Genomic DNA, 21,453 nt, shown 5'->3' with positions numbered 1-21,453 from the left:
AGAATGCCTGCGATGGATCCGGCCCGGCGGCGACTGCGCCTCGCGGACGCGCACATCAGTGTGCTTGGACTCCTGGTGGAGGAGGGTGAGGTTCCGGACGAGCTGGCGCAGGCGCGGGCGGAGTTGCGGGACGCGGGGATCCTGGACGCGGACGAGAAGATCTCGGCGGAGCTGTATCCGCTGGTGTCGACGCTGATGGAGCCGCACGTCATCGCCCGGGTGGAGACGACGGGCCCGCAGGGCGTGTCGACCAGCGGAGCGGTGGTCGGCAACGACTTCGTCTTCGCGCACGAGGGCTGGCCGGGCGAGGAGGAGTCGGAGTACGTACCGGTGGAGCCGGAGATGCTCGTCTTCGCGCTGTCCCGGATGGTCGACCTGCACAAGGACAACGCCGACGCCGCCGACGTCGGCGAGGAGATCGTCTCGACGATGGGCGTGCTCGACGCCGTCCTCGACCGGATGGAGTCCGAGGGGCACGAGGAGTACGAGGCCGTCGCGGAGGCCGTGCAGGCCCCGGTGCGCCTGGCCGAGGTCCTGTCGCACCTCAACTGCATGTGGCGGATGACCGTGGCCTGGCCCGGCGGCGAGGACGTCCCGGACGGCCTCGGCGTCTCCGCACTCGCCGTGTGGGACTGCGGCCTGGAGGGCTACTGGGTCCGGGAGGCACCGGCCGAGCCGGTCCGCGAGGGCCAGGTGGACGAGAGCAGCGAGCTGAAGGTGCGCCGCGTCACCGCCAAGGAGCTCTGGGAGCGGATCACGGACCTCCTGCCCGATCAGGATCAGCTCCTCGTCGACCCGGCCGCGTAGCGCCCGACGGTCGTCCGAATGGAAGCCGAAGCGGCCGTCCGCGGGGCAGTCGCCGAACCAGCGAACGCGATGCAGTCAGGTTGGACTCAGGGGGACAAGTGACGGACAGCTCCATGCGCTTGGCCAAGCCGGCGGATCTCGAGCAGTTGGCGAAGCTCATCGACGGCAAGGGCAACTTGCAGGACCGCCTCGACGAGGCCTTCACGCGCGCCTCGACGCTCGGCGTGCGGGACAAGCTCGCCCCGATCAACCCGATGACGTCCTGGGTGACGAAGACGGCCCCCGACCTGCGCAGGCGGGCGGCCATCATCAGGGCGGGGGACGGCGACCCGCTCGCCGCCGCCCTGTACGCGGGCTTCACGCAGGAGCAGCTGAAGGACGCGAACCTGCCGCCGGACATCATGCTCATCGCGAACGCCTCGGTGGCCAACGGCGGGAAGTTCGACCCCAGCTGGCTGAAGAAGGGGGAGCACGAGACCCTCAGCGACTGGGTCACCCGCATCAAGGGCGAGGCCGTCGCGAAGGTCACGGGCAACGAGAACCTGGGTGAGGTCGTCAGCGACTACATCGAGCTGACGGCGTTCGCCTCCACGGTCCCCGGGGCCTTCAAGGTGGCGGCCGCCGGCACGCTGGGCCTCTACAAGTACTTCAAGAAGGGCGAGTTCCTGAAGGCGCCCGGAACGACGCTCGCGCAGATCCTCAAGGGCAAGGCGCCGAGCTACATTCCGTCCGGCATCGCCCGGCAGGGCGCCGCGATCGGCGCCAGGACACCGTCGGCGATCCTCAACGTCCTGACGGGAGCCGACAACTACGCCGCCCTCGCCGGCAAGCAGTGGGCGTGGGAAGCGAGCCTGCTCAAGGTCGGGAAGAACGCGGCCGCCCTGAAGACGGCCACGGGCGGCAGCCGCCTCGCGGCCTTCGCCTCCGGTGCGAGCGCGGCGGCGAGGACCTCCGGCTGGTGGCGCGCCACCGGCATCGCCGGCAGCATCGCCGCCACCGGCATCGGCGCGTTCGACCTCGTCCAGCAGGGCAACCCGATCGAGGCCTTCAAGCGGGACAAGGCCGGGTACATCTCGGACGTCTCCGGCGTGGCCTTCAACGCCTCCCTCACCGCCGCCATGATCGCGCCCAACCCGGTGACCATCGGCGCCGCCGCGGTCACGGGTGTCGTCTACGGCGTCTCCTCCGTCATCGACAACTGGGACAAGGTCAAACAGTTCCCCGGCAAGGTCGCCGAGGCCGGGACCTGGGCGAAGAACAAGGTCGGTGAAGGGGTGAACAAGGTCAAGGAAGGCGGCAAGAAACTTTTGAAGTCACTCAATCCGTTCGGTTAGCGCGGCCACCCGGCCGCGGTGTCCGTACGCGGCCGGTGTTGAGCGGCCGCGGCGTGGAGAAGTGGGGAAGGTCGGGAATGGTGAGCGGCGGGTTTTCCTTCGAGCTGCGGCGCGGTGAGCCGACGGGCCAGGTCAGGCTCCGCGACCGGGTCTACTGGTGGACCGGCGAGGTCGGCAACCTGGGAGGCGTCGAGCTGGCCTACCCGGCGCGCGAGGTGGTGCCCGTGGCCGACCAGGGGTTGTACGTCGGCACGGCGGTACGCGGCGACAGCATCCCGCCGTCCACCTTCCAGGGCCTCGGCTACACCGTGCAGCCGCGCCTGGCCCGCGGCGTGCTGACCGTCGCGGGCCAGACCGCGACGTTCTCGCGCAGCGCGTGGAGCACCGACCGTCGGGGCCGGGCCCTGCGGATCGCGGCGCTCGGGCGGGAGTACACGTACCGCGAGGACCGGAACAAGAGACATCACACGCTGGAGCGCGCCGGCGCCTCCGTCGTGATGACGCGCTCCGGGTGGAAGAACCCGAAGACCATCTCCGGCACCACCGCCGGGGCGACGGACTCGGTGGACCTGAGCCTGGCGATCCTCTTCGAGGGCGTCTACACCCGCAACTTGTCGCTGGGCGGAGCGATGATCTCCGCCCCCGGGCGGATCTTCTCCCGCGTCGGTTCCTGAGCGCGCCCGCCCGTTCGGCAGGGGCCGCCCGGGGCGCGGGCGGCCCCCCGCCGCGCCCCGGCGACTCCACCCTCTCGACACCGCACCCACCCCGCCATCAGGGGCGGGACCCGCGCAAGCGAGACTGAGGGGCATGCCTTCACTCGACAGCTCCCGCGGCCGCTTCAAGTTCGCCGACCGCCACATCGCCGTCTTCGCCCACCTCCTGGAGAAGGAGACCCCGCCCGCCGAGCTGCACCACTCCCTCGGTGAGCTTCAGCAAATCGGCCTCGTGGGCGCCGAGGGCGAACTCTCCCCGCTGCTCATGGAGTTCCTCACCACCCTCGCCCGGCCGCTGGTGATGATCCAGGCCGAGGTCACCGGCCAGCACGGCACGCTCGTGCACGGTGTCGTCGTGGGGCAGGACGCCGTGTACTCCCACGACGCGTGGCCCGGCGACGAGGAGTCGGAGTACGTACCGATCGAGCCGAAGACCCTGGTGTGGGAGCTGGCCCGCAAGGTGAAGCTGCGCCGGGGCGAGCAGGACGAGTCGGCGTTCGCGGGCGTCACCGAGATCACCACGACGATGGGCGCGCTCGACGCGGTGTTCGCCGCGCTGGAGAGCGGCGCGAGCGACGACCTGGACGCGGCGAAGGCCACGGCCGTCTCCGCCCTGGCCGCGGCGAGCGACCTCACCGACCCCGAGCTGACCGCGCTCGTCGACCTCACCCTGTCCCTGGACTCGACCTGGCGCGTGACCACGGCCTGGGGCGACGAGCGCGCGCAGGCGGCGGGCGAGTCGGTGCGCAGCGTCGCCGTGTGGGACTGCGGCCCGCACGGGCACTGGCTGCGGGTGCAGCCGGAGGAGCCCGTCAAGGAGGGACAGGTCGGCCCCGAGAGCACGCTGCGGCTCGTCCGCTCCAGCGCCGGCGAGGTCTGGGACAAGCTCGCCGACCTGCTGCCGGACAAGGCGGAGCTGGTCGGCACCGGAGCGTCGGCCTAGCGCACACGGTCACGCACGTACTCAGGGGGATGAGAAATGCGGAACGTCAATCCGGATGACCTGGACCAGCTCGCCAAGCTCATGGACGGCAAGGGCGGCCTCGCGGACAAACTGGACGAGGCCTTCACCCGTGCCTCGACCCTGGGTGTCACCGACAAGCTGGGCCCCATCAAGCCCATGCGGTCCTGGGTCACCACGACCCCGCCCGACCTGCGCAAGCGCGCGACCCTCGTCCGCGGCGAGCAGCTCTTCGAACGCGGTCACCGGGAGACGTACAGCGACTGGCTGGCGCGGATCGAGGCGTACTACCTGGCCAAGGTGCCCGGGTTGAAGGAGTTCGGCGAGAAGGACATCGAGACGTTCATCAAGACCGCCATGGAGGTCACCGGCGCGGCCAAGATCGGCGGACTGACGCTGGCCGCAAGCCTCGGCATGGGCAACGTCTTCCTCAAGAACTCCTGGAAGCAGGGCCTGCTGCGGGCGGCCGTGGAGTCCTCCTGGCTGGGTAGAGGGTCCTTCCGCGCCGCCCTGCAGCGCCGCCTGCTGCAGATCCCCGCCGGTGAGCTGCGGTCGCTGTCGGCGCCGGGCAGCTGGCTGCCGGGACAGCTGGGCAACTTCTTCACCCGCAGCAGGCTCTACCAGCAGGCCAGCCGCGTTCCGTTCACGGCGGGGCTGCGCGCGGACCTGCTGTCGCGGGGCTGGGACGCGTTCCGCACCCTGCCCGGGGTGCGCTCACCGCTCGCCACCCGGGGCATCAACTTCCTGGTCGGCTCGGACGCGCTCGCGGCCCGGTACGGCGGGCTGACGCACTCCGGGGCGTTTGTGACACGCGCGGGGCAGGCCAGCCTGTTGCGGATCGGGCGTTCGGCCGCGTACTTCCAGCGGCTCAACAACGCCCGCCCCGCCGTCATCGCGGCGGGCAAGACGGCGTCCCCGTTCCTCAAGGGCCTCGGCGCGGCGAGCAAGGCGGGCGGTTTCCTGCGCGTCGCCGGTGTCGGCGCCAGCGCCCTGTCCACCGGCGTCAGCGCGGCCAACGTCTGGGCGCAGGGGAATCCCGTCGAGGCATTCAAGAAGAAGGGCGCCGGCTATGTCGCCGATGTGGCGGAGGTCGGCTTCAATGCGTCCTTGACGGCGGCGATGGTCGCGCCCAACCCGTTCACCATCGGCGCGACGGTGGTCACCGGCGTCGTCTACGGCGGGGCGAAGGTCGTCGAGCACTGGGACGACATCAAGGAAGGCGCGGGCAAGGCCAAGGACTGGGTCGGGGACAAGGCGAAGGACTTCGGAAAGAGCGTCGCGAAGTCAAAACTGAACCCCATGAACTGGTAGCCGTGCGAGCTGTCGCAGGCCCTTGCTCCACCGTCAGCCCTCTGCACCACAATCCACAATGAGGAATCATGTCGGACTTTCAATTCGAGCTGGAGTGGTACCGGGGCAAGAAGCTGCCCGGCCACGCCGAGAAGGTGCACGGGCTGACCGGGACGGTGGGCTCTTTCGGGGACGTCACCGTCGAGGTCGAGTGGCGCAAGCCCGGCCTCAAGGGCGGCAACCGGCAGTACGAGACGCGGTTGTACGGGGAGCGGATGCCCGACGTGGTGTTCCGGACGGTGGGGCCCGCACGGCCGAACCTGCGGAACGCCCGGTTCGACGTGGCCGGTGAGCGCGTGCCGCTCGACTTCAACGCGAAGGCGCTCCGGAACAAGGCGCGGGCGCTGCGGATGACGTGCCAGGGGCGGTCGTACACGTACGTGGTGACGGGCTTCGAGCGCGGGGCGGTGCTGAGTCGCCCCGGGGTGGAGATCACCATGACCCGCGGCAAGAACCCGCGGGGCAAGGGGAACGGCAGCTTCGGCGCCGTGACGGGCGAGGCGGAGGCGGACGCGCTCGACCTGGCCCTGGCGATCGCCTTCGAGCACATCGACACGCGTGAACTCACGGCGTCGGAGCGGGTGTCGGGGCTGCTCGGCAAGGTGCTGGACCCGCGGCCCGGAGAGTCCAGCTACTAGCCGGTGCCCGGGCCGGGCACCGGCTTCAGCGACGTGGCCGCACGCCAGTGGCCTCAGTGACGTGGCTTCACGCCGAAGGGCCTCAGCACAGCGGCAACCCGTCGAACTGCGCCGCGAGCCCCCGCTTGGTCTTGAACTTCTGCCCCGGCTTGAGGGTGTTGCAGCCGGAGTCCGGGGCGAAGGACCACCTGACCTTGACCCGCTTCGTCGACGAGCACTTGTTCGTGACGTACGCGGTCTGCGAGATGATCCCCTTGTCGACCTTGACCTTGACACACGAGGGGGCGGCGGCGCGGGCCTGCGCCGGTGCCGCGTGGGCCGTTCCGGTCATGGCGAGCACGGCGAGGCTGGTGGCCCCGACGGCTATGGACCGCTTTGCGAGCGAAAGCTTGCGCAACTCGATGTCTCCGATCGGTGAACGGGTCCCGGCCCGCCACCCGACCCTGTTCGGGACAGGGACGTCTGCGGCAGCGAACCGGCCTTGGCCCGCCAGACTCTACTGGCCGGATTCCAGCGACATCGAGCCACTCCTCAACAGCTGTGCATCAGTACTGCTGCGGTGGAGCGGCCGGGTGCAGCGGAGCGGACAGGGCCTGCAGGAATGCGGCGCGGTCGCGGGTGGCGACGGTCAGGAACTCACCGCGCCGGGTGGCGATGACCACGCTGTCCATGCCCATCGGCATGCCCCAGGCGCCGCCCATGAGCCGGGGGTTGGCGTGGCTGCCCCGGGCGTCGGGGGAGAGGGCGTTCGGGGTGTTCAGGGAGGTGGCGTAGCGCTGCGGGGCGCTGGGGAGCTGGCCCTGGGCGGCGGCGCGGACCGACGCCGGGTCGATGTCTGTCAGCGGCAGGCGCTCGCGGCCGACGCGCAGCGTGGTCGCGTCGATCTCGATGCGGTGGTAGATCCGCTTCGATATCGGTACGGCGAGACACGGCAGCAGCAACAGGAGGAACAGCCCGGAAACGCCGAGCCAGACGCCGAAGTCGTCGGGCAGGGTTTCCACCCCCATGTAGCCAATTCCGGCCAGATAGACACCGATGCACACACCGGACCAGGTCTTGGGGGATTTCTCGACGTACGTCATGTTCCATTCCTTGTCGGATCCGGCCGGGTGAGAGGCGCTACGGGCGATACGACGCTACTCAAACGGCCGACTGTTTCGCCAGAGCGAACGCTGTGAACGGCGTGAACGGCACGGCCGAGAGGTGACGGTCGGCCGACGCCGACGTGGGCGTACCGTCGCCCCATGCTTCTCTGGCTCAACGGCCCCTTCGGCGGCGGCAAGACGCAGACGGCGTTCGAGATCCAGCGGCGGCTGCCCGGGAGTGTGGTGTGCGACCCGGAGTACGTCGGGTTCGGGCTGCACCGGATGATGCCGCCCGCGCTGCGCGGGGACTTCCAGGATCTGCCGGTGTGGCGGCAGGCGGTGTACGACGTGCTCGATCTGACGCTGGCCAAGCACGAGGGGACCGTGATCGTTCCGATGACGGTCGTGGAGCCCGCGTACTTCCAGGAGACCGTCGGGCGCCTTCGTGAACGCGGTCACGACGTACGGCACTTCGCGCTGCTCGCCGACCGGCACACCGTCCTGAAGCGGCTGCGCGAGCGCGGTCTCGGGCATGTCGTGCGGGTCGTCGGCGGGCGGGACGCCCCGCTGCGGCGCGAGAGCTTCGCCGTCTCGAAGCTCGACCTGTGCCTGGAGCGGCTGCGGGAGCCGGAGTTCGCCGAGCAGATGTGGACGGATCACGTGTCCGTCGCCCGGAGCGCCGAGCGGATCGCCGCGTCGGCGGGACTCACCCTCGTACCGAACACGGACAGCGCCGTGCGGGGGCGGCTGCGGCGGGCGTGGACGGGCGTCAAGCACATGCGGTTCGACTGAGGGGGCGGGGAGGGCAGGGCAGGGCGGGGTGAGGCGCGGGTTTTCGCGCCGCGAGGGCCGGATTTCGCGTCGCGCCGTCGTCGCCGCCCGCTGGCTTGCGCGTCGCGCCGTCGCGGCCGCCCGCGGCTCACTGGAGACCGCGGGCGGCCACGACGTCACTTCGTCACCGGCGCCCCAGCGCCCGCTTCAGCCGCTTGCCGGACGGCGACTCGTCCAGCGTCTTCCACAGCTTCGCCGAACTGGTGGACGTGTAGACGCCGGGAGCGCCCTGGTCGCCGCAGCCGTCGCCGTAGGAGACCACGCCGATCTGGATCGGGTCCTGGCGGCCGGGCACGGTGCGGAAGATGGGGCCGCCGCTGTCGCCCTGGCAGGAGTCCTTGCCCTCGACGCCGGCGCAGAAGTTGACCTTCGAGCTGTAGCCGTTGTAGCTGACCTTGCACTCGTTGTGGGAGAGGATCGGCACCTTGACCTGGCGGAGCCGGTCCGGGGTGTGGGTCATCGCGGTGTCCGTGTTGCCCCAGCCCGCGACGGTCGCCTTCTGGCCGGGCCGCAGCAGCGAGTCGGTGCCCTGGGTGGGCAGCTTGACCGGGCTGATGCCGCGGACGGGCTTGTTCAGCTGGATGAAGGCGATGTCGTACGCCTCCTGCCCCTTGAGGTAGCGGGGGTGGACGACGATGCTGCCCCGGCTGCCGGTGCCCGTCGTCCTGGCGTTGCGTATCTGGCCCTGCCCGCTCTTGGAGAGGACGGTACGGCCGACGGCGACCTGCACGGTCTTCGCCTTGACCGGCTTGCCCGCGTCGTCGACGAGGCAGTGCGCGGCCGTCATGACGACGTCCGGCGCGATGAGGCTGCCGCCGCAGAACTGGCGGTCGAGGGCGCTGCCGGAGCCCTTCTCCAGGACGGCCACCATGAACGGGTAGGCGTCATTGGAGACTTCGGTGCCGCCGACGATGGCGTTGGCGGCGGGCGCGCTGGTCGCCACCAGGGCGAGGGCGGTCGCGGCCGTCGCGGAGGCGAGGGCGGCGCGGGCCGCGCGGCTGGTGCTGGTGGTGTCGTCGGCCGCGCGGGTGGGACGTGAGGGAAAGGAAAGTCTCATGGGGGTTGAATTTCTCTTTCGATGGATTTGTTGAGTTTTGCAGCGCCTTGTGGAGTCGGTGAGGACCCGCATACGTGGAGATTCGGGCGCCGCAGAAGGAGAGGGCGTCGCGCGAGGGTGGGTTCATCCCGGCGCACGGTTCTCCCGGCAATGGTTCGAGCAAGTCGGATAGTTCGGGCATGTCGCCCTGTCGACCGGCCTGTCCGGCAAATTTGTGCGGAGGTTCTGAGGAGGTGTGGCGATCGTCCGGTGCGGCCGCCCGTGCGCCACGGTGACCTGTGCTCGTCGGCTCATGTTCCGCTCTGTGCCCCGGGAACCACTCCCGTCCCTCCTGACGTCGTTCTGGTGCCTGACGGATAGGCGTTCGGGGTGCGGAGGGGTGGGCGGGGCGAAGGATTCCGTTGGCGGGATGTCGTCGCCCGAAAGGGTTGCGCGTAAAGCGAGTTGGTTCGCAATTGCATATCGGGATGCGTTGACGTACTCCCGGTGTGACGTCGGAACCAAGGGGCCCGCATTGCGCGTGAATAACGATGAACCGTGTGAGCTTCGCGATCCATAACGCGCCTTGAGGGGCTTATGTGCTGCTGATACGGTGCGATGGCTTGACACCGCGCCTGGGGCTGACGGGCCGATGGAACCCCGGCCGAGGCGTATGCGGGTGTCTCAAATGACGGATTTTTCTGGGTCGTACGGGGAGCGGTTGCGTGAAGATCCAAGAGCGTACGGGGGCGGGCAACAACCGTTCCGCCGTGTCGGCTCCGGCAGGCGTCGGTGAGCGCCTTCCCACTGCGCCTCGCGAGCGCAAACCGGCGCTGGCCGCTCTGGCCGTCCTGCTGATCCTGGTCGGCGCGCTCGGCGCCACGGTGCTCGTGCTGCGCGCGGGGGACCGGATCGAGGTCCTGAAGGTGACGAAGGACATCTCGGCCGGTGAGTCGGTCACGCGGGACAAGGTGGACACGGTCCTGGTCAACGAGGACTCCGGCCTGCACTACATCAAGGAGTCCCAGCTCGGCGCGCTGAAGAAGCTCAAGGCCAGGAGCACCATCTACAAGGGATCGGTCATCGTCGGCGAGATGTTCGACGACAAGGGCGGACTCCCCACCGGCAAGGCCTCGGTGGGCCTTGCCCTGAAGGAGGGCCAGTACCCCTCCACGCTGAAGCAGGGCGACAGGGTCGCCCTCTACCGCGTCGCCGCCAACGGCTCCTCCAGCTCCAACGACGACGACAAGGGCACCGGTGGCGGCAGCTCGTCCGGGCGCACCCCGCTGGTCGCGGACGCCCGCGTCGGCCTCGTGAACAGCAAGTCGGACGCCACCATCAGCACCGGCAACCTGAGCATCACCGTCCTCGTCGACAACGAGGACGTCGCCGCGGTCACCAGCGCCGCGTCGCTCGGTGAGGTCGCCGTGGCGGTTGTCCCCGGCACCGCCAACTAGAGGGCGGGCAACGGACACATGGCCCTCATCGCTCTCGCCGCCGACAAAGGCTCCCCCGGAGTCACCACCGCGGCCGTGGCGCTCGCGGCGGTGTGGCCCCGGCGGGTCCTGGTCGCGGAGACCGATCCCGCGGGCGGCGACCTCGTCTACCGCAGCGCCGCCGCGCACGGCGGCCCGCTCAACCCCAACACCGGCATGCTGTCCATCGCCGCGACCGCGCGCCGCGGCCTCGTACCGGACCAACTCTGGGACCACACCCAGCCGCTGTCCGGCGGCCTCGAAGTCCTCGTCGGCCTCGGCATCTCCGAGCAGGCCGCCGGGCTCGTCGGGATCTGGCCGACGCTCGGGCGCGCCTTCGCCCAGCTCGCCGACTCCCCGCAGGCCCCGGCCGACGTCATAGCCGACTGCGGCCGCGTCGCGGGGGACAGCCCGGCGATCGAGCTGTTCCCGCACGCCAACCTGGTCCTGCTGATCTCGCGTACGGAGCCGGAGGCCATCGCCCGCGTACGGGACCGGGCCGCCGCGCTGTCCGCGAAGCTGCACGGCGGCCCGCGCGGTGCCGCCACCCTCGCCACCCCGCTCATCGGCGTCGTCCTGATCGCCGACCCGGGCAACTCGGGCAAACTGGTGCACCAGGTCAACGAGATGCTGATGGCCGCGCAGACCGGCGCCCGCGTCGTCGGCACCCTCGCCGACGACCCGGCGGGCGCCGACCAGTTGGCCGGGCGCAAGCGCGGCCGGCTCGACAAGTCGATGCTGATCCGGTCGGCCCGCAAGGTGACCGTCGACCTGTACCAGCAGTACGGCGCGGCCTGGGCCAATCCGGCCGCAGGCCCGGCCGCGGGCCCGACGGCGGGTGCCGGGCGATGAGCGCCGTCGACCACCAGCTGGTGAAGCGGTTCCGGCAGGACGCCGGTGACCGCATCGCCGAGCAGCGCCGCCTCGACCAGGTCTCCGGCGTCACGCCGATGACCAGCGAGGACGAGCGGCAGTACGCCCGCGCCGTGATCGCGCAGATCCTGGAGGAGTACGCCCGCGGCGAGATCAACGCCGGGCGCACCCCGCTGGACGCCGAGACCGAGGAGCAGTACGCGGCCGCCGTGCACGCCGCGCTCTTCGGTGTCGGCCGCCTCCAGCCGCTCCTGGACGACCCCGAGGTCGAGAACATCGACATCAACGGCTGCGACCAGGTCTTCGTCGGGTACGCCGACGGGCGCGAGGCCAAGGCCGAGCCGGTCGCCGAGACCGACGAGGAACTGATCGAGCTCATCCAGATCCTCGGCGCCTACTCCGGTCTGTCGTCGCGGCCCTTCGACTCCGCCAACCCCCAGCTCGACCTGCGCCTGCCCGACGGCTCCCGACTCTCGGCCGTGATGGACGTGGCCCGGCGGCCCGCGCTCTCGATCCGGCGCGCGCGCATGGGCAAGGTGTTCATGTCCGACCTGGTCGGGAACGGGACGCTCACACCGGACGTCGCGCACTTCCTGGCCTGTGCCGTGCGGGCCCGCAAGAACATCATGATCGCCGGGGCCACGAACGCCGGGAAGACCACGCTCCTGCGCGCCCTCGCCAACGAGATCCCGCCGCACGAGCGCCTCATCACCGTCGAGCGCGCCCTGGAGCTCGGCCTCGACACCTTCGCCGATCTGCACCCCAACGTGGTGGCGTTCGAGGAGCGCCTTCCCAACTCCGAGGGGCAGGGCCAGATATCCATGGCGGAGCTGGTCCGCCGGTCGCTGCGCATGAACCCCTCCCGCGTCATCGTCGGTGAGGTCCTCGGCGACGAGATCGTGACGATGCTGAACGCGATGTCCCAGGGCAACGACGGCTCGCTCTCCACGATCCACGCCAACAGCTCCAGCGAGGTCTTCAACAGGATCTCGACGTACGCGCTCCAGGCCTCCGAGCGGCTGCCCATCGAGGCCAGCCAGATGCTCGTCGCGGGCGCCGTGAACTTCGTCGTCTTCATCCAGCGGCGCAACAACTACCAGACCGGCGGCAAGCTCCAGCGCATGGTGACCTCCGTCCGCGAGGTCAACGGCGTCGACGGGCGCGTGCTCTCCAGCGAGGTCTTCGCGGAGGCGCCGGACGGCCGGATCGTGCCGCACGCGCCGATCGCCTGCATGGACGACCTCGCCGCATTCGGCTACCGGCCCGCCGGGCAATGGGGGTGAGCACGACATGAACGCACTCGGCTCCATGGGCGGCGTGTTCTCGCTGCCCGTGCTTTACGGCCTCGCCTGCGGTGTCGCCGTCGGCGGCGGACTCGCGCTGCTGCTCGTCGCGATCCGCGGCCTGCCCGTCAAGGCGGCCCACGAGAAGCAGCGCGCCAGCCAGCGGATGAACGAGCTCGTCCGCTTCGTCGGGCAGCGCGGCTCCCTCGCCATCGGCGTCGGCCTCGTCGTGCTGCTGCTCACGCGCTGGGCGGTGGCCGGCATCGCGTCCGGCGTCCTCGTCTTCTTCTGGGACAAGCTGTTCGGCGGCGCCGCCGAGGAGCGGCTGCAGATGAAGCGGGTCGAGGCGCTCGCCGCCTGGACCGAGTCACTGCGCGACACCATCGCGGGCGCGGTCGGCCTCGAACAGGCCATCCCGGCGTCCGCGCGGGCGGCGGCCCCCGTGCTTCGGCCGCACCTCGACGCCCTCGTCGACCGGCTGCGGGCGCGCACCCCGCTGCCCGAGGCCCTACAGGTCCTCGCCGACGAGATCGACGACGCCTCGGCCGACATCATCGTCGCGGCGCTCATCCTCAACGCCAAGCTGCGCGGCCCCGGCCTGCGCCAGGTCCTCGGCGCGCTCGCCAAGTCGGCGCGCGAGGAGGTCGACATGCGCCAGCGCGTGATGGCGCAGCGCGCCTCGACCCGGCGCTCGGTGCAGATCGTCGTCGCCGTCTCCATCGCCTTCGTACTCGGACTCTCGATCTTCAACCGCGAGTTCGTGTCGCCGTACAGCACGCCCGTCGGCCAGCTCGTGCTCGCCTGCGTGTGCGGTCTGTTCGCGCTCGGCTTCTGGTGGCTGCGCAAGCTGTCGACGGTCGAGACGCCGGATCGTTTCCTCGTCCGCGACGAGCCGGGTGTGCAGTTCGTACGTCCCCGGGGACCGGGCGGCACGCCGCCCGGCGCCGTGGGCCCCGAGGGCGCGCCGGGACAGCAGCCGCTGCCGCCGCACGCCAACTCCACCGAGGGGGTACGCCGGTGAACCTGACCATGCCGATCGTCATCGGCGCGACGCTGGGCCTCGGCATCTTCGCCCTCGTCCGCGCCCTGATGCCGTCCAAGCGCAGCGCGGTCGCCACGGTCGCCCGGATCGACGCGATGCGGGCGCGCGGCGCGGCGTACGAGTCCTCGCACCGCACCGCGGACGCCGAGGACACCGGGCGCCTCGGCTCGCTGCGCGCCCGGGTCGGCGCGCGGGCCGCCGAGTTCTACGTCCAGCAGGGCTGGGAGCTGCGGTCGCTGCGGGCCGACCTGGCGGTGCTCGACCGGAGCTGGGAGAAGTTCCTGGCGACGAAGGTGCTGCTCGCGGCCGCCGGCATCTTCTTCGGCCCGTTCCTGTTCGCGATCATCTGGACCCTCGGCTTCGGCCGCAGCCCCATCATCCCGGTGTGGCTGGCGCTGATGTTCGGGGTGCTCTTCTTCTTCCTGCCGGACCTCGAAGTGCGGCGGGACGCCCAGGAGAAGCGGCGTGACCTGCGGCGCGTCATCGGCGCCTATCTGGACCTGGTCTCCATGAGCCTCGCGGGCGGCCGCGGCCTGCCCGAGGCGCTGATGGCGGCGGCCGAGGTGTCCGACGGCTGGGCGACGCAACGTATCCGCAACGCCCTGTCGGACGCCCGGATCACCGGCATCAGCCAGTGGCAGGCGCTCGGCTCGCTCGGTGAGCAGTTGGGCGTCGAAGAGCTCAAGGACCTCTCCGCGTCGCTCGCCCTGGTCGCGGACGACGGCGCGAAGGTACGCGAATCGCTCGCCTCCCGCGCCGAGACGATGCGCCACCGCGAGCTCGCCGAGATCGAGGGCAGCGCGGGCGAGAAGTCACAGTCGATGCTGGTGGCACAGCTGTTGCTGTGCGCGGGATTCCTGGTGTTCCTCATCTTTCCGGCGGCGATGCGCGTGTTCCAGGCCTGAACCCCTGAACCCCGCGACGGGGCAAAAGTCGATCCACAGACCCGTACATCCCCCCACACACCCTGTTTTCGAGAGGACAACTCACCATGAACGGACGGAACTTCAGCACCGGCATCCCGGCGGTCGACTTCCTCGTGACCTTCCTCCAGGGCCGCGTGCAGCGCGCCCGCTCCGGCGAGCTCGACCGCGGCGCGTCCGCGGTCGAGTGGGTGATCATCTCGGCGGTCGTCGTCGCGATCGTCGGCGTGGTCGCCGCGATCATCAACAACGCGCTCAAGGGCGGCGCCGACAAGGTCAGCGACTGCATCGAGGGCGCCGACGCCAGCAAGACCTGCTGACCGGACGGCTGCAGCGGACATGAAGGACGACGGGGGTGGGAGCGGGCGAGGGGTGAACCGCGACCGGATGCCGGGATTCGTGCGCCGAAGAGTGGAGGCCGCCTCCACCCGCGGCGAATCCGGCATGACCGCGATCGAGTTCGTGCTGCTCACCCCGGTCCTCTTCTTCCTGATCTTCGCGACGGTGCAGTTCGCGCTGTACTTCTTCGCGGACCACGTGGCCCAGGCCGCGGCCCAGGCGGGCGCGCGCAAGGCCCGCGCCACGGCCGACGGGAACCCGGGCGGCTGGCGGGGCGAGGCGACCGACGTCGTCGACGCCTACATCCGTCAGCTCGGCCCGAAGCTCGTCCTCGGCCCCGACGTGCGGACGCTCCAGCCGGAGCAGAACACGGTCGGCGTGGAGATCACGGCCGACGTGCCGTCGGTGTTCCCCGGGCTCGACCTGAAGGTGCACGCGCAGTCGTCGGGGCCGGTGGAACGGTTCGTCGAGGAGGAAGGGTGATGCGGGGGGTGCGAGTGCGGGTGCCTGTGCGGTGTGTGGGGCTCGGGAGGCGGGTCTTGGCCGCGGGCCGGCGGCTGTCGGGCGACCGGGGACTGTCGGGCGACCGCGGGCTCTCGACCGTCGAAGTCGTCATCCTGGCGCCGGTGATGATCCTCTTCATCCTGGTCCTGGTGGCCTTCGGGCAGCTCGTCGACGGCCGGGGGGCCATCGACGGGGCGGCCCGGGACGCCGCCCGCGCGGGCTCCATCCAGAAGGACCAGGGGACGGCGATGGCCGAGGCCCGCAAGGCGGCCAAGGCGGACCTGGAGGACGTCTGCTCGGGCCCCGTCCACGTCGTCCAGAAGAGCGCGGGCTTCCAGCCGGACACGCTCTTCACGGTCGAGGTGAGCTGCGAGGTGCGGGGCCTGGAGATGCTCGGCCTGGACATCCCGACGACGTTGGAGGCGAGCTTCAGCTCTCCGCTGGATCCGTACCGGAGGTCGGCGTGAACGCGGCATGCGCGCGGGTACGCGGCTGGGCCGGCGCCCGCCGATCCCGCCTGGACGACCGGGGCTCGGGCGCGGGCGCCGTCATCGTCTTCGCGCTGGTCTTCCTCACCCTGTCCGCGTTCGTGATCGACGGCGGCCTGTCCATCTCCAAGCGCGAACGCGCCGCCGACATCGCCGAGCAGGCCGCCCGGTACGCCGCGCAGGACCTCGACACCGAGGGCCTGTACGAGGGCGCGAAGGGCGCCCCCATCAACTACGAGAACTGCGACGCCCGGGTCAAGAAGTTCGCCCGGGAGATGGGGCTGACCGGCCCCGACGTGGCCGCGACCCACTGCGTCACCGCCACCGCCGAACAGGTCGAGGTCGAGGTCGAGATGACCTACAGCCCGGTCTTCACCGGGATGTTCTTCGGCGGCGACGTGACGGTGCACGGGCGTGCGGCGGCGGAGAACGAGATCGGTTAGGCGGCTGCCGAGAGTTATCCACAGCCCCTGCCAGGGCATCGGCACCTTCCGTAACATCGCCGAGTACGAACCCACTCGGCCCACACAAGGATCAGGACCAGGACACCCGCCATGGCGCGACGAACCACCCCAAGCTCGACGGGTCCGCGGAACCGGACGCCTCAGCCCCTGCCGGGGCGTCGGCGCTCGGCAGGGGACTTCGTCAAGGCGTTCCTCGCCTTCGTGGCCCTCGCCGCGCTGGTCGTCGGCGTGCCCGGCGCGCTCGCCTACTTCGTGGGCTGGCCGCTGCCCGGCGGGGCGCCGTCCCTCGACTGGCTCCAGCAGGAGATCACCGTCGGCACGTTCGTCAACGTGCTGACCGTGGTGGTCTGGCTGGCGTGGGCCCAGTTCACCGCGTGCGTCCTCGTGGAGGTGAAGGCGGCGCTGTCCGGCGTCGGGATGCCGGGGCGGGTGCCGGGGGCCGGGGCGAGCCAGGTGCTCGCGCGCCAGCTCGTCGCGGCGCTGCTGCTCGTGGGCGCCACGGCGGCCAGCTTCGCACCGGGGCTCTCGCAGTTCGGGCAGTCCCTGGAGGGCAACCAGAAGCCGGCCGCGGCCGCCGCGCAGCAGACGCCGGGTGTCCTCGGACAGGACCAGCAGTCCGCCGCGGCCGGCGCCGCGGGCGCCCTCGCCGAACAGGCGGGCCAGGCAGCGGCCCAGGCGGGCACGGGGCAGGACGGGGACACGAAGTTCTACCGGATCCAGCCCCCGGAGGGCCGCCACCACGACTCGCTCTGGGAGATAGCCGAGCGCCACCTGGGGGACGGGCGGCGGTACAAGGAGATCTACCAGCTCAACAAGGACCGTGAGCAGCCCGACGGTTCGCGGCTCTCCGAGGCCAGCCTGATCCGGCCCGGCTGGATCATGGAAATGCCTGCCGACGCGCACGGCGGCGAGCTGGTGCAGATGCCCGACGAGGCCCCCAAGGTGTCCGAGGAGGTCCGCGAGCAGATCTCGGACTACGCCAGGACCGGGGACCAGCGGCAGGGCGGCGGCGCGCAGGAGAGCGGCGGCGACCGGCAGGGCAGCGGCGACCGGCAGGGCGGCGGGGGTTCCGTCGACCAGGACACGGCGCACATCACGATCCCCGAGCAGCGGCCGGACGGCGGCGGGCGCGAGGACGGGAAGGACGGACAGGGCTCCCAAGGCGGCGAGGAGACCGGCCGGGAGAGCGGTACGCCCGCCGCGGCCGAGTCCGACGACTCCGGCTTCGGGCTGCCCGAAGCGCTCATCGGTGCGCCGCTGCTCGCCGCCGGACTGCTCGGCGCCCTCGGCCGCCGCCGACGGCACGCGCTGTGGCAGTCGGCGATGGGCGCCGTCGGCCTGCGCCGCGGCATGGAGCCGCCCACGCCGACCGGCTCCGCCGCCGACGCCCAGGACGCGCTGCTCGTCGGCGCCGACCCCGAGGGCGTCCGCCTGCTCGACCGGTCGCTGCGCGGGCTCGCCGCCGCGCTGACGGAGGAGTCCCGCCCACTGCCGACGGTGTACGCGGCCTGGCTCAGCAACGGCGATCTGCACCTCCAGCTCGCCCAGGCCTCCGGTCGGCCGCCCGCGCCCTGGCAGCTCGGCCAGGACGAGACGTTCTGGACGCTCGCCCGCGCGGACGCCGAGCGGTTCGGAGACGTGGACGCCGCCGCGCCCTACCCCGGTCTGGTCTGCCTCGGCACCATGGACGACTCGCGCCTGCTGCTCAACCTGGAGGCCGTGCCCGGCATCGTGTCGCTCGGCGGCACCCAGGCCGACCGGGCGGCCGTGTTCGCGTCCGTCGCCGCCGAACTGGCCACCAACGGCTGGTCGGACCGCATGACCATCACCCTCGTCGGCTTCGGCGAGGACCTCACGGCGCTCGCGCCGAACCGGCTGCGCCACCTCGAGGACGTCGAGGCGCTCATCGAGACGATGGAGGCCGAGACCCGGCAGCGGCGCGGCGCGCTCGGCGCGGCCGGGCACGACTCCGTGCTCACCGGCCGCACGGGCCCCGCCCAGCACACCCGCTGGGCCCCGCACCTGGTGCTGCTCGCGGACGGGCCGAGCCCCGAAGACGCCGTCAAGCTCGCCGAGCTGGCCGCCGACGCCAGCCGCCTCGGCATCGGCTACGTGGTCGGCTCCGACTCCGGCGAACTGCCCGGCGCCGCCTGGGAGATGAAGGTCACCGGCGAGGGCAGGCTGCTCGCGCCGCTGCTCGGCCTCGAACTGGAGGCCCAGCTCCTGCCGGACGCGCTGCGGCGCGCCGTCGTCGAGCTGTTCGTCGCGGCCGACCCGCGGCCCGAGGGCGGCGGCGACGGCTCCGACGGCGGGGCCGCGGCCCCGCCGCCGTTCCTCGTCGACGTCAGCGAGCAGGGGCGGCCCGCGGTGTACGCGCGCCTCGTCGGCAGCTACGAGATCATCGGCCTGGAGACGCCCGACGGTGAGCGCAGCCCGCTCCTGCACGAGGCGCTCGCGCTGCTTCTGCTCCACCGGGAAGGGGTGCACCCGCGTGTGCTCGCCTCCGCGCTGTGGCCGCGGGGTGTCACCGACGACGTGCGGGACGCCCTCGTCGACCGGCTGCGGGACTGGCTCGGCAGCGAGCCCGACGGTTCGCCGCGGCTGCGCGTCGACGCGACCGGGCGTCTCACCCTCGCCAAGTCGGTCGTGTCCGACCTGGACGTCCTGCGGTCGCTGTACCACGAGGCGACGCAGGGCCGGGGGTCCGGCAACCGCGCCGTGCGCGGGCGGATGCTCACCGACGCGCTCGTCCTCGTCCGGGGGCCGCTGCTCGCGGACCGGGCCGAGGGGCGGTACGGCTGGCTCACCCACGAGATCATCGACGCCCAACTGCCGTTGCTCGTCGCCGACATCGGGCTCGCCCTGTCGGAGTTCCACCTGGAGAAGGACCGTGCCGAGAAGGCCATCGAGGCGCTGAACGCGGCGCTCGGCTCCGCGCCGGGCGACGAGCGGCTCTGGAACGAACTGCTGCGGGCCACCCACGCCGTGGGCGACCCCGCGCGGCTCCAGGCCCTCGCCGTGGACCTCGTCGCCCGGAGCGGGGCCCGCGGGGTTCCTCCCCGGACGGAGGCCCTCCTCGACGAGTTGCTTCCGGGGTGGCGGGCAGGCCTCGCCTCGGCGGGGTGAGCCCGCCCGCGGCGCCGCGGCGACCCTCGCCACCGCCCCGCAGACCTCACGACCCGACCCCGAACCGGAGCGCACCGTGCAGCAGACCCTGATCGTCGTGGGGGCCGTCCTCTGGGGCGCCGCCGCGGGCCTGCTGTCGCCGCGCGCCGCGTACCGCTTCTCCGTCCCGCCGGGCGAGCCGTGGCAGACCCGCTGCCCGAGCGGCGAGCACGAGGTCAAGGGATGGCTCGGCCCCTGGCCGGACGGCTGCGGGAACGAGGGGTACCGCAAGGGACGCGCGCTGCTCCTCACCCTCGTCACCGCCGCGGCCTGCGCCGCCCTCGCCACGGCGACAGGACCTCGGCCGGAACTCGCCGTGTGGCTGCTCCTCACCCCGCCCGCCGTCGTCCTCGCGGCGGTCGACTTCGCCGTGATGCGCCTGCCGGACGTCCTGACCCTGCCGATGGGCGCGGCCTCCCTCGCCCTGCTCGGCGTCGCCGCGGCCCTGCCGGACCACGGCGGCTCCTGGACGACCGCGGCGCTCGGCGCGCTCATCCTGAGCGGCGGGTACTTCGTGCTGTTCCTGATCAATCCGAACGGCATGGCGTTCGGCGACGTGAAGCTCGCGGTGGCGCTGGGCGCGGTCCTCGGCTGGTACGGCTGGGGCGTCCTGCTGCTCGGCACGTTCGCGGGCTTCGTCTTCGCGGGCGTGTACGGCGGCTGGCTCGTCGCCGTGCGCAAGGCGGGGCGCAGGACGGCGATCGCGTTCGGCCCGTTCCTGCTGGGCGGCACCTTCGCCGGTCTGCTGCTCGGGGCGTACGCGGCCTAGCCTCCGCACCGCGCCCCACACGAGCCACGCGTACCGCACCCCGCCCGGCGCGAGCCGTCCACCCGCCGCCGCCCGGAGGCGCCCCGCTCCCCACCGCAAGAGGCCCAGGGGCCTGGCGTACGCTGAAGAGGATCTGTCCGCCCCATTTGGACCTTACGAAAGGGACGCCCCGGTGACCGAGAAGGCCGACCTTCAGTCCGTTCTCGACCGCGCCGCCGCCGGCGGACGGATCAGCGCCGAAGAGGCGCTCGACCTCTACCGCGACGCCCCGCTGCACGCGCTCGGCGCCGCCGCCGACGCCGTACGCCGCCGTCGCTACGCGGGCACCGAGCGCATCGCGACGTACATCATCGAGCGGAACATCAACTACACGAACGTCTGTGTGACGGCGTGCAAGTTCTGCGCCTTCTACGCCGCCCCGAAGGACACCAAGAAGGGCTGGACCCGCGACCTCGACGACATCCTGCGCCGCTGCGCGGAGACGGTCGAGCTGGGCGGCACGCAGATCATGTTCCAGGGCGGCCACCACCCGGACTTCGGCGTCGAGTACTACGAGCACCACTTCAGCGCCATCAAGAAGGACTTCCCGCAGCTGGTCATCCACTCCCTCGGCGCGTCCGAGGTCGAGCACATGGCCCGCATCTCCAAGGTCTCCGTCGAGGAGGCGATCCAGCGGATCAACGCCGCCGGGCTCGACTCCTTCGCGGGCGCCGGCGCCGAGCTGCTGCCCGAGCGCCCCCGCAAGGCCATCGCCCCGCTCAAGGAGTCCGGCGAGCGCTGGCTGGAGATCATGGAGACGGCGCACGGCCTCGGCGTCGAGTCGACGTCCACGATGCTCATGGGCACCGGCGAGACCAACGCCGAGCGCATCGAGCACCTGCGCATGATCCGCGACGTACAGGACCGCACGGGCGGCTTCCGCGCCTTCATCCCGTACACGTACCAGCCCGAGAACAACCACCTCAAGGGCCGCACGCAGGCCTCGATCTTCGAGTACCTGCGCATGATCGCCATCGCCCGGATCTTCCTCGACAACGTCGCGCACATCCAGGGCTCCTGGCTCACCACCGGCAAGGAGGCCGGCCAGCTCACCCTGCACTACGGCGCGGACGACCTCGGCTCGGTCATGCTGGAGGAGAACGTGGTCTCCTCCGCCGGCGCCAAGCACCGCTCCAACCTGGCCGAGATGATCGACATGATCCGTACGGCGGACCGCGTCCCGGCCCAGCGCGCCACGACGTACGAGCACCTCGTCGTCCACGACGACCCGGCGAACGACCCCGTCGACGACCGCGTCGCCTCGCACATCTCCTCCACCGCGATCGAGGGCGGCACGGCCCACCCGGAGCTCAAGCTCCTGGCCGCGAACTGAC

Annotated in this window: 22 protein-coding genes; 19 read left to right on the top strand and 3 right to left on the bottom strand. The window is 71.6% G+C overall.

Annotated elements, in window-relative coordinates:
- The first annotated feature begins 3 nt into the window (after positions 1-3).
- From ACZ6BG_RS13530 to ACZ6BG_RS13505, 6 genes are all read left to right on the top strand, one after another.
- The gene (locus tag ACZ6BG_RS13530; protein ID WP_468999980.1) at positions 4-807 is read left to right on the top strand and encodes a hypothetical protein; all 804 of its coding nucleotides are present in this window, start codon (positions 4-6) and stop codon (positions 805-807) included.
- Between the two features lie 113 nt (positions 808-920).
- On the top strand, positions 921-2,141 hold the full coding sequence (locus tag ACZ6BG_RS13525; protein ID WP_468999979.1) for a mucin-2: 1,221 nt from the start codon (positions 921-923) through the stop codon (positions 2,139-2,141).
- Positions 2,142-2,218: 77 nt separating this feature from the next.
- On the top strand, positions 2,219-2,815 hold the full coding sequence (locus ACZ6BG_RS13520; protein WP_468999978.1) for a hypothetical protein: 597 nt from the start codon (positions 2,219-2,221) through the stop codon (positions 2,813-2,815).
- A 133-nt stretch (positions 2,816-2,948) separates the two neighbouring features.
- Complete coding sequence (locus tag ACZ6BG_RS13515; RefSeq protein ID WP_468999977.1) at positions 2,949-3,797, top strand: hypothetical protein; 849 nt, start codon at positions 2,949-2,951, stop codon at positions 3,795-3,797.
- Positions 3,798-3,833: 36 nt separating this feature from the next.
- Entirely contained in the window at positions 3,834-5,126 is a 1,293-nt protein-coding gene (locus tag ACZ6BG_RS13510; RefSeq protein WP_468999976.1) for a PE-PGRS family protein, read from the top strand.
- 68 nt (positions 5,127-5,194) lie between these two features.
- On the top strand, positions 5,195-5,803 hold the full coding sequence (locus ACZ6BG_RS13505) for a hypothetical protein (protein ID WP_468999975.1): 609 nt from the start codon (positions 5,195-5,197) through the stop codon (positions 5,801-5,803).
- Between the two features lie 82 nt (positions 5,804-5,885).
- On the opposite strand, the gene ACZ6BG_RS13500 is transcribed toward ACZ6BG_RS13505, so the two are convergent.
- A complete protein-coding gene (locus ACZ6BG_RS13500) occupies positions 5,886-6,200 on the bottom strand; it encodes a hypothetical protein (protein ID WP_030363306.1) in 315 nt (104 codons plus the stop codon).
- 148 nt (positions 6,201-6,348) lie between these two features.
- Positions 6,349-6,885, bottom strand: coding sequence for a hypothetical protein (locus ACZ6BG_RS13495; protein ID WP_468999974.1), 537 nt, complete (start codon positions 6,883-6,885; stop codon positions 6,349-6,351).
- A gap of 162 nt (positions 6,886-7,047) precedes the next feature.
- On the opposite strand from ACZ6BG_RS13495, the gene ACZ6BG_RS13490 reads away from it, so the two are divergent.
- Positions 7,048-7,680 (top strand): AAA family ATPase, encoded by a 633-nt coding sequence (locus tag ACZ6BG_RS13490; protein ID WP_468999973.1) that lies wholly within the window; start codon positions 7,048-7,050, stop codon positions 7,678-7,680.
- Between the two features lie 163 nt (positions 7,681-7,843).
- Here the strand turns inward: ACZ6BG_RS13490 and ACZ6BG_RS13485 are convergent, their stop codons facing one another.
- Positions 7,844-8,776 carry a S1 family peptidase gene (locus ACZ6BG_RS13485; RefSeq protein WP_468999972.1) on the bottom strand — a complete coding sequence of 311 codons (933 nt, stop codon included), beginning with the start codon at positions 8,774-8,776 and terminating at the stop codon, positions 7,844-7,846.
- 704 nt (positions 8,777-9,480) lie between these two features.
- On the opposite strand from ACZ6BG_RS13485, the gene ACZ6BG_RS13480 reads away from it, so the two are divergent.
- The 12 genes from ACZ6BG_RS13480 (at position 9,481) to mqnC (ending at position 21,452) form a co-directional block, all read left to right on the top strand.
- On the top strand, positions 9,481-10,212 hold the full coding sequence (locus ACZ6BG_RS13480) for a hypothetical protein (protein ID WP_468999971.1): 732 nt from the start codon (positions 9,481-9,483) through the stop codon (positions 10,210-10,212).
- Between the two features lie 18 nt (positions 10,213-10,230).
- A complete protein-coding gene (locus tag ACZ6BG_RS13475; protein ID WP_468999970.1) occupies positions 10,231-11,082 on the top strand; it encodes a hypothetical protein in 852 nt (283 codons plus the stop codon).
- Positions 11,079-12,386, top strand: coding sequence for a CpaF family protein (locus ACZ6BG_RS13470; protein WP_030363315.1), 1,308 nt, complete (start codon positions 11,079-11,081; stop codon positions 12,384-12,386). The genes ACZ6BG_RS13475 and ACZ6BG_RS13470 overlap by 4 nt, the downstream gene beginning before the upstream one ends.
- A 7-nt stretch (positions 12,387-12,393) precedes the next feature.
- Positions 12,394-13,407, top strand: coding sequence for a type II secretion system F family protein (locus tag ACZ6BG_RS13465; RefSeq protein ID WP_468450501.1), 1,014 nt, complete (start codon positions 12,394-12,396; stop codon positions 13,405-13,407).
- Entirely contained in the window at positions 13,404-14,333 is a 930-nt protein-coding gene (locus ACZ6BG_RS13460) for a type II secretion system F family protein (protein ID WP_468999969.1), read from the top strand. The genes ACZ6BG_RS13465 and ACZ6BG_RS13460 overlap by 4 nt, the downstream gene beginning before the upstream one ends.
- 86 nt (positions 14,334-14,419) lie before the next feature.
- Positions 14,420-14,671, top strand: a complete 252-nt coding sequence (locus tag ACZ6BG_RS13455) for a hypothetical protein (protein ID WP_030363318.1) — start codon at positions 14,420-14,422, stop codon at positions 14,669-14,671.
- Between the two features lie 67 nt (positions 14,672-14,738).
- A complete protein-coding gene (locus tag ACZ6BG_RS13450) occupies positions 14,739-15,173 on the top strand; it encodes a TadE family protein (protein WP_469000285.1) in 435 nt (144 codons plus the stop codon).
- Positions 15,174-15,229: 56 nt separating this feature from the next.
- Positions 15,230-15,661 carry a TadE/TadG family type IV pilus assembly protein gene (locus tag ACZ6BG_RS13445; RefSeq protein WP_468999968.1) on the top strand — a complete coding sequence of 144 codons (432 nt, stop codon included), beginning with the start codon at positions 15,230-15,232 and terminating at the stop codon, positions 15,659-15,661.
- A complete protein-coding gene (locus ACZ6BG_RS13440; RefSeq protein WP_468999967.1) occupies positions 15,658-16,125 on the top strand; it encodes a TadE/TadG family type IV pilus assembly protein in 468 nt (155 codons plus the stop codon). The genes ACZ6BG_RS13445 and ACZ6BG_RS13440 overlap by 4 nt, the downstream gene beginning before the upstream one ends.
- Positions 16,126-16,236: 111 nt before the next feature.
- Complete coding sequence (locus ACZ6BG_RS13435) at positions 16,237-19,272, top strand: BTAD domain-containing putative transcriptional regulator (RefSeq protein WP_468999966.1); 3,036 nt, start codon at positions 16,237-16,239, stop codon at positions 19,270-19,272.
- A 76-nt stretch (positions 19,273-19,348) separates the two neighbouring features.
- Complete coding sequence (locus ACZ6BG_RS13430; RefSeq protein WP_468999965.1) at positions 19,349-20,080, top strand: prepilin peptidase; 732 nt, start codon at positions 19,349-19,351, stop codon at positions 20,078-20,080.
- A 172-nt stretch (positions 20,081-20,252) separates the two neighbouring features.
- Positions 20,253-21,452, top strand: a complete 1,200-nt coding sequence (mqnC, locus tag ACZ6BG_RS13425) for a cyclic dehypoxanthinyl futalosine synthase (RefSeq protein WP_468999964.1) — start codon at positions 20,253-20,255, stop codon at positions 21,450-21,452.
- Position 21,453 lies beyond the last annotated feature (1 nt).

This window comes from Streptomyces sp. NPDC041205 (genome assembly GCF_055591765.1).
Note: the sequence above shows the minus strand (reverse complement) of the source record. Positions and strands in the feature narration are given on the sequence as shown.